Source organism: Oscillatoria salina IIICB1 (assembly GCF_020144665.1).
Lineage (GTDB): Bacteria > Cyanobacteriota > Cyanobacteriia > Cyanobacteriales > SIO1D9 > IIICB1.
In genome coordinates this window covers 1-12,669 of sequence record NZ_JAAHBQ010000047.1, presented here as the reverse complement: position 1 = coordinate 12,669, position 12,669 = coordinate 1, and the positions used below count along the sequence as shown (strand labels likewise).

7 protein-coding genes are annotated in these 12,669 nt (G+C 40.4%); 3 read left to right on the top strand and 4 right to left on the bottom strand.

Annotated elements, in window-relative coordinates:
- Nucleotides 1-14: 14 nt before the first annotated feature.
- The gene (locus G3T18_RS15035) at nucleotides 15-1,439 is read left to right on the top strand and encodes an NHLP bacteriocin system secretion protein (RefSeq protein ID WP_224411384.1); all 1,425 of its coding nucleotides are present in this window, start codon (nucleotides 15-17) and stop codon (nucleotides 1,437-1,439) included.
- Nucleotides 1,440-1,490: 51 nt separating this feature from the next.
- Nucleotides 1,491-6,359 (top strand): NHLP family bacteriocin export ABC transporter peptidase/permease/ATPase subunit, encoded by a 4,869-nt coding sequence (locus tag G3T18_RS15030; protein ID WP_224411383.1) that lies wholly within the window; start codon nucleotides 1,491-1,493, stop codon nucleotides 6,357-6,359.
- Here G3T18_RS15030 and G3T18_RS15025 read toward each other — a convergent pair whose 3' ends face one another.
- From G3T18_RS15025 to G3T18_RS15010, 4 genes are all read right to left on the bottom strand, one after another.
- Nucleotides 6,360-7,322, bottom strand: coding sequence for an NAD-dependent epimerase/dehydratase family protein (locus tag G3T18_RS15025; protein WP_224411382.1), 963 nt, complete (start codon nucleotides 7,320-7,322; stop codon nucleotides 6,360-6,362).
- Between the two features lie 200 nt (nucleotides 7,323-7,522).
- A complete protein-coding gene (locus G3T18_RS15020) occupies nucleotides 7,523-8,671 on the bottom strand; it encodes a GNAT family N-acetyltransferase (RefSeq protein WP_224411381.1) in 1,149 nt (382 codons plus the stop codon).
- Nucleotides 8,672-8,675: 4 nt separating this feature from the next.
- A complete protein-coding gene (locus G3T18_RS15015) occupies nucleotides 8,676-9,956 on the bottom strand; it encodes an aminotransferase class I/II-fold pyridoxal phosphate-dependent enzyme (RefSeq protein WP_224411380.1) in 1,281 nt (426 codons plus the stop codon).
- A 230-nt stretch (nucleotides 9,957-10,186) separates the two neighbouring features.
- Nucleotides 10,187-11,308 carry an aromatic ring-hydroxylating dioxygenase subunit alpha gene (locus G3T18_RS15010; protein ID WP_224411379.1) on the bottom strand — a complete coding sequence of 374 codons (1,122 nt, stop codon included), beginning with the start codon at nucleotides 11,306-11,308 and terminating at the stop codon, nucleotides 10,187-10,189.
- A 199-nt stretch (nucleotides 11,309-11,507) separates the two neighbouring features.
- Between G3T18_RS15010 and G3T18_RS15005 the strand changes: the two genes are divergently transcribed.
- Nucleotides 11,508-12,669 (top strand): MFS transporter (locus tag G3T18_RS15005; protein WP_224411378.1); only part of this gene is annotated, 1,162 nt, incomplete at its 3' end.

Here is a 12,669-nt window from a genome sequence, read left to right as displayed (position 1 = left end):
ACTACTAACAAATTATGAATAATCTTTTTCGGAAAGAAGCATTAAATCGTGTATCTTCACCGGAGAGAATTGACGAATTAATGCAAGTAGTTACAGCCAAAAATTGGTTAGCTTTGTTGACTACAGGTTCCCTAGTAGCATTTGCTGGGGTTTGGAGTATTTGGGGACGAATACCGATTACCGTGAAAGCCGAAGGAGTGCTAATTCAACCGCGTCGAGTGGTAGAGTTACAATCTGCGATCGCGGGACAATTAAAAGAACTAAAAATTGCCCCCGGTGACTGTATCGAAACTAAGCAAATTTTAGCTACTATTGAACCCACAGAAGTTCAACAACAACTTACCCAACAACGTAATAAATTAACGGAATTAAAAAGTCAAGATCGCCAATTGACTGCATTACAACAACAACAATCTAACCAGCAACAACAGTATCTGCAACAACAGCGTCAAGCGTTGTTACAAGAGTTAAGAAATGCGGAAAATCTTGCTCCTGATTTGCAAAAAAAACAACTCGAAACTATCCAAAAACAACGTCAACTTATTCAACAAAAGCTTGACAATGCTCGCGAATTAGCTCCTACTCTCAAACAACGCTTAGAAAATCGCCGTCAGCTTCGCGAAGAAGGGGCAATTTCTGCGGATGCTTTACTAGAAGCAGAACAAACTTATCTGAATTCGCTTACAGAAATTACTGATTTACAAGCGCAATTGCAAGAGTTAGAAATTCGCGAGTTACAAGCAGAAGAATCTTATCAAGAAAGTCTCAATAAAGTTGCTCAATTGCAAGCTCAGTTGGAAGAATTAGCAAGTCAACAACAAGAACGAGAACAGGTAAAAATTGAAGCTGCTAATACCCGCCAAAATGAAATTCAAGCAGTGGAGCAAAATGTTGCTCAGTTAGAACTAAAATTAGCTGAGAATAGTCAAATTTTTAGTCCGCATAGGGGCTGCATTCTCGAAGTTACTACTACTGCTGGCGAATATGTTAACCCTGGAAATTCTTTGGGAACTTTGCAAATATCTCAAACCGGAAAAGAGATGTTAGCGGTTAGCTATTTTTCTATTCAAGACGGGAAAAAGATTGAACCAGGGATGGAGGTTCAAGTTACACCAAATACGGTAAAAAGAGAAGAATTTGGCGGTATTGTCGGTACTGTTACTGAGGTATCGCCGTTTCCAGTAACGAAACAGGGTGCAACTGAATTGGTTGGTAATGCGGAAGTTGTGGAAAAATTGCTTCCCGAAGGAGGCGCGATCGCGGTTTTTACCGAACTTCAACCAAATACTTCTAATTATAGCGGTTATCAATGGTCTGCTTCTGCTGGACCTGAATTAAAAATTACTTCGGGAACTACTACTTCTAGCCGGGTTACTGTTAAGAAGCAAGCGCCAATTGAATTAGTTATTCCGCTTTTAAAACAAGCTAGCGGGATTTAATTAATCAAACTGTTAATTAAGCTAATTGCACGATTTTCTAAGCAATAAACAATGAGCAAAAGAGTCAGAACGCCTACGGTTCTACAAATGGAAGTTGTCGAATGTGGTGCGGCAGCTTTAGCGATTATTTTAGGTTATTATGGGCGCATTGTCTCCCTTGCCGAGTTGCGGGTAGAATGTGGGGTTTCTCGCGATGGTTCTAAGGCGATAAATATTGTGAAAGCGGCGCGTAATTATGGCTTGGAGGCTAAAGGTTTAAAGACCGATTTGAACGGATTAAAAAAGTTAGAGTTTCCTTATATTGTTTTCTGGAATTTTAATCATTTTTTAGTCGTTGAAGGCTTTACTAAAAACCGAGTTTATGTTAACGACCCGAAAACGGGACCGAGGACAGTTTCTTGGCAGGAATTTGACGCTGCTTATACTGGTGTTGTTTTGGCGATGAAACCGGGTGCAAATTTTCAGCCCGGAGGACGCAAGCCTAGTTTAATTATAGCTTTGTGGGAGCGGTTAAGGTCATCTGTGGGCGCGATCGCGTATGCGGTTTTGGTAGGTTTTTTCTTAGTTATTCCGACGATTGCTTTACCAGTTTTTACGCAAATTTTTATCGACCGAATTTTGATTGCGGGGAGGGAAGATTGGTTGCGTCCTTTGCTATTAGGATTATTCTTGGCAGGAGTTATTCAAGCTATTCTGACTTTGCTACAGTTGCAAGCTTTACGAGGTTTAAAAATCAAACTGGCGGTGGGAATGTCGAGCAAATTTGTTTGGCATTTGCTGCAATTACCAATTAGTTTTTATGAGCAACGTTTTGCTGGCGAAATTGCTAGCCGGGTCGAATTAAATGATAAGGTAGCTGATTTACTTTCGGGCAAATTGGCAACGACAATTATTGATATTATTATCGCTTTATTTTATATTTTAATTTTAATTCAATACGACCTATTTCTAACAGGAATTGGCATATTTTTTGCCATTATTAATGTTTTTGTTTTAGCATGGTTATCTCGACAGCGACAAGATGCAAATCGGCGTTTGGTACAAGAATACGGACAAGTGTCTGGAGTAGCGATCGCTAATTTGCAAAACATCGAAACTCTGAAAGCTTCTGGGGAAACTTCCGATTTTTTTTCGCGCTGGGTGGGCTACTATACGAAAGCAATTAACACTCAACAAAATTTAAGCAAGCAAAATCAAATTTTAGCAGTTTTACCAAGTTTGCTAACAGCATTAACTTCGATGTTAGTTTTGGTAATTGGTGGTTGGCGCATTATTCAAGGAGAATTAACTATTGGCGGTTTAGTCGCTTTTGGAATTTTAATTCAAGCTTTCCTCGCGCCAATTAGCCGCTTGGTTGATTTTGGTAGTTTGATTCAAGAATTAACGGGAGACTTAGAACGTTTAGATGATGTCTATAAAACCAATATAGCAGATAATTTGAAGGAAGACCAACAAACAAATCAAAATTCATCTCAACCTTTACAAGGAAACATAGAGTTAAAAAATGTTACCTTTGGCTATAGCCCTATCGATCCGCCGTTAGTTGAAAATTTGAATTTAACTATTAAACCAGGACAAAGAATTGCTTTAGTGGGTGCTAGTGGTTCGGGTAAATCGACGATTGCTAAACTCGTTTGCGGACTTTATCAACCTTGGTCAGGTAAAATTCTGTTTGACGATCGAGAAATGTCAGAAATACCATCTTATTTATTTGCTCAATCAGTTGCTTTTGTATCTCAAGATATTTGTTTATTCGCCGGGACAATTAGGGATAATTTAACTTTGTGGGATTATACCATATCCGAGCAACAAATAAGTCAAGCTTGTCAAGATGCAGTAATCGATGAAATTACGCGATCGCAACCAAAAGGGTACAATACTAAATTAACTGAAGCTGGTTTAAATTTAAGTGGAGGACAACGACAGCGTTTGGAAATTGCTAGAGCCTTAGTTAATAATCCGAGTCTAATTATTTTAGATGAAGCAACTAGCTCTTTGGATACAGAAACTGAGAGAATTATTGACCAAAATTTGCGAAAAAGAGGCTGTACTTGTTTAATTGTTGCTCATCGTTTAAGTACGGTTCGTAACTGCGATGAAATCTTGGTGTTATCAGAGGGAAAGGTTGTAGAGAAAGGAACTCACGAAGAATTATTGCAATTGAAACAACTGTATTGGAGTTTGAGTCAAGAAAGAAAAAGTCTTGATAATGAGGAATTATTAACCACAGATGAACGCGGATACACGCAGATAAATGATGACTGTGGTAAGCATGGTGAAGATGTTCGTAATTTGTGGGAAAGACAAGGTTATTTGGTAAATGTAAATAAGGCTAATTTGCTCGACGATCCCGATCTTGTTTGGCTGGTTAAATCGGGAGAAATTGCTATTTTTGTTGTTGATGTTGAGAATGGTATTCCTCATGGAAGACGTAAATATTTATTTAGTGTGAATGCTGGAGAAGCAATGTTTGGTGTTTCAAATATTGACAAATGTCAAGGTTTGTTGGCAGTTTGTTTACAAGCAAGTGAATTGCTCAAGGTTGAGTTAGATGAGGTAGAGGAATTAATTATCAAAGGAGATAAAAATGCTAGTTTGCTTTTAGATAATTGGCTTAAATATTTAGAATTTCCTCATAAAATTGCTTTACCTAAAACCAAAAGTCTGAGGGAATATTTAGATAAACTTCACGAAAATGTCTTTCAACATCTAAATCAGGTTAAACAACAGCAACAAGCAGAAGCTGAGTTAAGATTACAAACACAAATACAAGTTAATAGTCAAGCGACTGAGATAGCTTTTGGAAAATTAAGTCACTTATTAAATCCGCAGCAAGCAAAAAATTTTACACCAATAGTTGATTCCCCCTTATCTCTCGCGTTTGTCGAAATTTGTCGCTATTTGGAAGTTAAAATCCCTGCATCTCTTCCTCAAGAAAATTCTTTATCAGTAATGAGTCACGCGGCTGGTTTACGAATGCGTCAGGTAAAGTTAACCACAGATTGGTGGAAAAAAGATGCTGGTGTAATTTTGGCTTATAATTTGCAGGAAGAGCAACCTGTAGTTTTGTTACCAGCTAAGTCAGGAAGTTATCAGTTATTTAATCCGGTAGCGAAGACAAAAAATAAATTAACAGCAAAACTTGCCCAAAAATTATCTAGTCACGCTTATACTTTTTATCGCATTCTACCTGAAAATATCAACCAAAAGCCAAGTTTAGTACAAGTTTGGCAATTGCTACAATTTGCTTTATTTAAACGTAAATCTGACTTACAACTTATTTTTTGGTGTGGTATCGGTGCAACTGTGTTGGGGATGCTGACACCCTACGCGACGGCAATTTTAATTGATTACGCTATTCCGGCTGCGTCAAGAGAAATTTTATTACAAATAGGTTTAGCTTTATTAGTAGCAGCATGGGGAAGAAGTTTGTATCAACTTACCCAAGGATTTGCTCAATTGCGAGTAGAAAGTTTTGCCGATCTTGCTAGCCAAGCGGCGGTTTGGGATCGATTATTGAAGTTAAAAGCTAGTTTTTTTCGTCAATATTCTAGCGGCGATTTGTCAAGTCGAGTCACTACTGTTAGCGAGATTCGCCGTCAATTTGCTGGGACGATTTTGCGTAGTTTTTTGGCAAGTATTTTTGCTTTACTCAATTTAGGTTTATTGTTTTATTATAGCTGGAAACTTGCTTTAGTTGCTTGTGCTGTTGGCTTAATTGCTGCGCTAACTACGCTTATTTTTGGTATAATTAGTTTGAGGTATTTACGTCGAGAACAAGAGCAAGAAGGAGAGGTTTTTGGTATCCTGATTCAGTTAATTAATGGTGTAGCTAAATTACGGGTAGCTGGTGCAATTCAACGTGCTTTTGCTTATTGGAGTAAAGGCTATAGCAAACAGTTAGTGCTGAGGTTGAAAAGCCAGCGAATTGAGGACTATTTGGCAGTTTTCAACGAAGTTTTACCTTTAGTAGCGACGGTATTATTGTTTTGGTTGGCGGTATCTTTAATTGGTTTATCAAAGTTATCAACAGGTACTTTTGTGGCATTTTATGCAGCCTTTGGAATTTTTATAACTGGGGGGATTAATTTAAGTAATAGTTCAATCGATCTTTTAGCGATCGCGTCTCTCTGGAAGCGAGTTAAACCTATCCTTGATGCACCTCTCGAAATTACGCAAAATTCAAGTCATCCGGGTCAACTTGATGGTAAAATATCCTTAGAAAATCTGACCTTTTCCTACCATCAAGATACACCAAATATCTTAGAAAATATTACTATTAATGCCCAACCCGGAGAATTTATCGCCCTAGTGGGTGCTTCCGGAAGCGGAAAGTCAACAATTTTACGCTTGCTTTTAGGATTAGAAACACCCCAAGCTGGTAAAATAAAATATGAGGGACAAGATTTAAACTCCCTCGAATTAGATGCAGTACGCCAACAAATCGGCGTAGTCTTACAAAATAGTCAACCTTTTAGTGGGACAATTTTTGAGAATATTGCTGGTGGTAGTAATATTACCATCGAGCAAGCTTGGCAAGCAGTCAAACAAGTTGATTTTGCCGCCGATATTGACAAAATGCCGATGAAAATGCAAACTGTAATTAGCGTCGGCGGAACTAATCTTTCTGGGGGACAAAAACAGAGGTTGATGTTAGCTAGAGCCTTAGCTAAACAACCCAAAATTTTACTTTTAGACGAAGCTACGAGTTTTTTAGACAACCAAACTCAAGCAAAAGTAAGCGAAAATATCGACAAATTACAAATTACCAGAATTGTCGTCGCCCATCGATTAACTACAATTCGGAATAGCGATCGCGTTTACGTCCTCGACCAAGGTAAAATTGTCCAAGAAGGTACATTTGCCCAACTTGCTGCCCAAGAAGGCTTATTCGCGCGACTGATGCAACAACAGATGTAATTATCTCTTCGCGGCGACGATTTCGCGCAAAGTCTCCTTAACACCGCGAGGTTGCCAACCTAACTCCCGACGCGCTTTAGTTGCATCCACACGCACGCAGCGATCGTAAATATAATGTACTCTTTCTCGGCTCAAAGGTGGCTGCCAATTCAAAAATCTCCCAAGCGGATCGAGAATATTTCCTGCTAATCTAACTATTAGTTGAGGAGTTTCACCAGGGGCGGGAATACCTGTTTCTTGACTGAGAAAAGCAAACATTTCTTTAGTTGTAAGTTCCCCCGCCGAAATGATATATTTAGCACCAGTTTCACCTTTCTCTGCTGCTAAAATCATCGCCGTAACTAAATCGTCAACATGGACAATTCCCGTCACGCGAGATCCTCCCGCCCACAATTTTAATCTTCCCTTGAGAAATTGGTCAATAACTGGACCAAAATGAGGGTCATCTGCACCGAAAATTCCCGACGGTAAAACACTAACTACAGGCAACCCTTTCGCCGCAAATTCAGCTACTAATTGTTGCGCCGCAAATTTTGTGCGATCGTATGCAGAAGAAAATTCACTTTGTTGTCTGACAAAAGTTTCGTCAATAACTCTCCCTTTTGTATCGCCAAATACGCCAATTGTGCTGCAATAAACCATTTTTGAAATGTTAGCAGCTTGGGCAGTTTCTAACACGGCGCGGGTTCCTTCTACGTTTACTTTTGCCATTTTATTAGCATCAACTAAGCCTAATTCTACATAAGCTGCGGTGTGAAAAACCCAGTCTACATCTGTCATTCCCTTAGCTAAAGCTTCCCTGTCGGTAATGTCACCATAAACTAACTTAAGATTACAATCAGCAAGACGTTCTAAGTTGCTTGTTTTACGAACCAAACCAACAACATCATGTCCTTTATTTATTAGTAATTTTACTAAATGAGAGCCTGTAAATCCACTAGCTCCAGTTACAAATGCTTTCATAATATTTGTTAGTATTTAATAGTTAGTATGGGTAATCAAAGATGAGTTAATTAGTGATTTATGGATTTAGAATTAGCGATAAAGTTGTCAGTTTTTTGGAGGTAGTTGATAGTTTTCATCTAATTTTTCTAATCTTTTTAGTTACTATTTCCTAGTCCCCAATCCCCAGTCACTAATCCCCAATCCCCAGTCACTAATCCCTAATCCCCAGTCCCTATTTTTTTCTCATAAATACGGTAAGTTTTGTGAATTTTACCACCCGATGCCTCAATTAAACGACGCGAGGGGAAATTATCTTCAAAAACGTGACCTAATTCCGCGTATTTGTAGGGTTTACCTTTTTTAGTTGCTCCTTGAAGCCCTAAATAAATTAACGCTAAAGGTACCATTTTTCGTCGATATTCTGGTAACGAACAAATTATTACCACTCTCCCTCGATCGATTTGTCGCCGATACCAGAAAAACTTCAGCATTCCCCACCAATTTAGTTTACCATTCACGTATTTAAGGGGAATATTATAATCAGGTAAACCCATAAAAAAGCCGACCATTTCGCCATTATCTTCGGCGATGGGAAAAGCATCTGCATCGACTAAATTTTGTAGGGATTTTGCTTCTTCGAGAAATTCTTCTTCAGTGCGAGGAGTAGCACTAAAGTTGTTGGCAAAACACTTATTAAAAAGCTGATAAAGTCGAAGAGCATCTTCTTCAAAAGCTTTACCTTTAAGATTAATTTGGCGAAAATTTATTCCCGATTTCCAAGCAATTCGATAAGCTTTAGCAAACTTTTCTGGTAAGGGTTCATCTAAAGGAAATTTATACGCATAAGCATCTTGTGCTTTTTCCCAACCCAACTGTTCCATAAATTGAGGATAATAAGGAGGATTGTAAGGCATCATAACCATTGGTGGTTCGTCAAACCCATCGACCAAAAATAAACATTTATTGTGAGTAGAAAGGTCGATTGGACCGCGAACCAAAGTCATTCCTTGTGCTTTTAACCAATCACAAGCAGTATCAATAAGTGCTTGGGCAATTCCCCAATCTTCAATACACTCAAAAAAGCCAAACAAACCCACATTTCTACGTTCTTTGTCAACCAAACGTTGATTAACCGCAGCAACAATTCTCCCTACCGCAACTGAATCTTTAATGGCAATAAAAGGCTGTAATTTACCATATTTAAAGAAAGGATTGCTGGGTGCAAATTGCTTGGCGACTTCGCTACGCAAAGGTGCTACCCAGTGGGGATTATCGCGGTAAACAAGGGCTGGTACATCCAGAAACTTTGCCAAATCTTCTGGAGCGATCGCAGCCCGAATTTCTAAATTTTCTCTTGACTTAAACACCGATTTATGCACTAATTGTCGGTCGATAAAGTAAGTCTCGCGTTGCTACCAAAGCAGCAATCAAACGATCCATTTCCTCTTGAGTATGGAGAGAATTAACCGTAATGCGGAGACGAGGTTTAGCGATAAACCAAATTGGTGAAATCCAAATGCCGTGGTTTGACATGATCTCCCGCGCAAAGATTTTCGGATTAATCTCTGGGGGTAAAATGACGGGGATGACATTAGTTTCACCGATCGCGGAAAAACCTGTTTCCGCCAGACGACTTCGCAAGTAACGAGTATTAGCTTGCAACCTTTGCACCAACTCAGGAGATTGGCGCACCTGACGAATACTCTCCAAAGCCGCAGCCGTACTTGCTGGTGGTAAAGAAATTGTACCAATAGAAGTAGGAGAAACGTTCAACAAAGGTTTAAATTCGGCAACATGAGTGCTAATCGCCGCCCCAGCCGAAGCTGCAAACTTAGAAAAAGTGGTTAAAATCAAAGGGACGATACCTCGAGCGATCGCCTGTTCGGGTAAAATCCCAAAATGTTCGTAAATTCCCCTTCCCGTCGCACCGATCGCACCGCTAGCATGAGCTTCGTCCATTAATAACACGCTACCGTCATAATTTTCTAGTACGTCCAGCATTTCCGGGAGAGGAGCAATATCCCCGTCCATCGAGAACACTGCATCAGAAACTACCATAATTCTCTCATCAGGACGAGCATATCGTTTTAATTTCCGAGCTAAATCTTCGACGTTGCAGTGACGATAAGCTTTGACTCGTACTTGGGGACTATGACCGAATACTTTACCAGAACGAGTGCCAGCATTGACTACCGCCGAGACAATACAACCGTGGTTGAGAACATCGGTCATAATTAACGTCTCTTTGGTATGCTGAAATCCTGGAACGGGAATAGCCAAATGACAAAAAGCATCCACCAAAGCTTGCATCGCCATCCAAGCGTTAAGAAACAGTTGGGTGTGGGGTAGATGCTTAAACTGAGAAATTTCTTCTTCCAATTGACGGTGTAAGTCTATACGACCGCTCAAAACCGAGCAGGAACTATTTGACGTACCATATTGAAGAATCGAATCAATAGCTGCTTGCTTGACTCGATCTGATTGAGTCAAACCCAAAACGTCATTAGTGCAAAAAGTTAGCACTGTTTGACGTTTGCCAGTAGTAGGCGCTTCAATGTCAACCAGATTACCTTGTTTAGCATGACAAATAAATTCATCTGGATCTAGTCCGCTTTCGTACCAGCGCTGAACGTACTCTTTCACAACTTGCACGGATTTACTCCTCTCACCTGTTTAATACCATTTGGCAAAGTTAGTCTACACTTCAATTCCTGAGAAACTCCAAGTATGGTAGCAGTCTACTGCTATAATTCAAAGACTCTGTTGGCGGTAGATTGTTCATCGTTAGTGGTTTTTTTGGGCAAAAAGTTAGATGAGTTGGATTTCCCACAGAGAAAATTTCCCTCTTTATTACTAGGAAAATTTTGCCAAAACTGGTTGATTTAACTGGGATTTTGGCTGACACCCTCAACGATACCATTCTGGGACGTTGTTGAATTTTCGGTTGTTGACAAAGAATTCTGTTTAAATTGCTCGTATTGACGAATTATCAAGCGTTGGACGGCGATAATTGCTGGGTTGATTTCCACGTAACGCCGTTGAGGGTTTTTGAGATAGGTTTGTTGTTCGCTTTCCACCATTTCGATATCTTGGGCGAGAAATTTGAGTAAGAGAAAGCGCGGAAGCAGGAATTGTAACGCGGGCTGGAGGGGTTGAAGTAACCACCGAGGAAGACGAACTTTAAAGAAAAAGTAAGCAAAAGAACGACTTTCCGTAGGGGAAATTGGCAAACGCATCAGATATAAAGTAGAAACACCTTGAAGAGAGGTGTAGTAGTGAGGATAGCGATATTGAATTGAGATTGGTAGAGTAGTTACTTCGTCTGCGCGATCGCTTAATCCTAAAAATTTTGCCATCCTACCTTGATAGGAAACGTTATATTCGGCACAAACACTGTTTTCGGTTTCTTTTAAACTCGTTAACACCGGATCGAACCATCCTTGCAAGCCTCGATGCAAGTAGCCGTGGAAAACGTCCATCGTGTTTTCGTTACACATCGAGAAATGCGCCTGAAAATGGGCAGAAACCGGAACCATTAACCACTCGTCTTGTCGGTCAAATTCTTTGATTTCTGGCGGTTGTTGGCTACTAGCTAAGGAAATCTCGCCCGGAAATACCCAAATCAAGTTATATTTTTCTTGCACTGGATAACTCCGCACCGCAGCGCGAGGCAGCTTTTGTGATTCAGGCAAATAAGGAATTTTTACACATTCGCCACTGCCGTTAAATTCCCAGCCATGATAACCACAGGCAAGATTGCAACCAGTAACATTTCCTTTGTGTAAGGCAACACCACGATGGGGACATACGTCTTCTAAAGCATGAAGTTTACCCGACTCGTCCCGAAAAACGGCGATATTTTCTTGCCAAATCGTGACAGGCAGAATTTTACCAGGCTGAAGTTGATTTGCCCAAGCTACCGGATACCAGTAATTCGGGTTAATTCCCACTTCTCTCACTTGATTCCGGACTATTTGGCTAGTTAAGGCTGTCTTTAGTTCCATTCCTTGACAGTTAGCGATCGTTCGTTGTTTATTGTCTCATTGTTGTTTATTATTGGTGATTTTTCCCGATTTGAGTCAATAGATCCCTCTACTGTCCAGAAAAAGGGAGAAAAAGTTAAATTCACCTTGAGAAAGGGGCAAACGTCTGAAGTTGCCGTTTTGTGCCAGTTATTCATCTTTTTTAGTGAAAAATTTGCTGATGTTTCGAGATCCTAGAATATTAGTCTTGCTTGCCGCAGGTTCTTTGACGACAATGGCAGGAGGAGTTGTTTCCCCGGTATTGCCAGAAATAATCGAACAGTTACAATTAGATCCAGCTTTGGCAGGTAATTTAGTTAGTCTTCATTGCTTGACAATTGCGCTGTTTAGCCCTCCCTTGGGGATTTTGGCAGATCGGATCGGGAGATTGCGGATCTTGATTCCTAGTTTGGTTGGTTATGCTATTTTTGGCACGGCTGGGGCTTTTATTGACGATCTCGCGCCGTTATTAGTCACTCGTGGTTTATTGGGGGCTGCTAGTGGTGGAATTGCGGCAGCGAGTTTAGGTTTGTTAGGCAGTATGTATGAAGGTGAGGCGCGATCGCAAGCCCTCGGTTACGCTACTAGCACTTTAACTCTGACGGGGATTGCTTTTCCGCTTTTGGGGGGCTGGGTAGGTTCGTTTGATTGGCATTATGCCTTTTATTTGTACGCGATCGCCTTTCCTCTGGCTTTCTTAACTGCGTTAACTTTTGGTAAGCAACCGCCCCAAAAGCCCAAAACTAAGGTAAAGTCAGATTCTCTCGGACTGACGACGGTTTTAGGTAATCCAGAAACGCTGCGACTGTTATTAACCCTCTCTCTCGCTTCAATTGCCATGTATGCTGTGGTTATTTACGCCCCTATCTACCTCAAACAAACAATTGGGGCAGGAAGTACCCTTAATGGTATTGTCTTAGCTAGCAGAGCCGTAGGAGCAGCAATTATCTCCGCTTTTGGCGCAAAACCCCTGGCGAAAAAAATTGGTGGGGCTGGCGCGATCGCCCTTGGCTTTGGTTTAATGGCACTGACTTTAATTACAATTCCTGTGTTATCTCAACTGAGTTTAATTCTCGTCACCGCCGTATTTTTTGGCGTAGGATTTGGCTTAGTTTTACCGAATTTATACAATAGTTTAGCCAATCTTGCTCCCTCAGAATTACGTTCCAGCGTCCTCGCTGCGGGAACTGGCGCAGGATTTTTAGGACAATTTGTGTCGCCTTTACTGTTAGGAATTATTTTCGGTTTTAGCGGCTTAGAAATGGTTTTTTATGTGGCGGCAATAGTGGCGATGACAGCCGGATTTTTGTTGTTTGTCCCTCGCACCTCTCCCCCTAACCCCC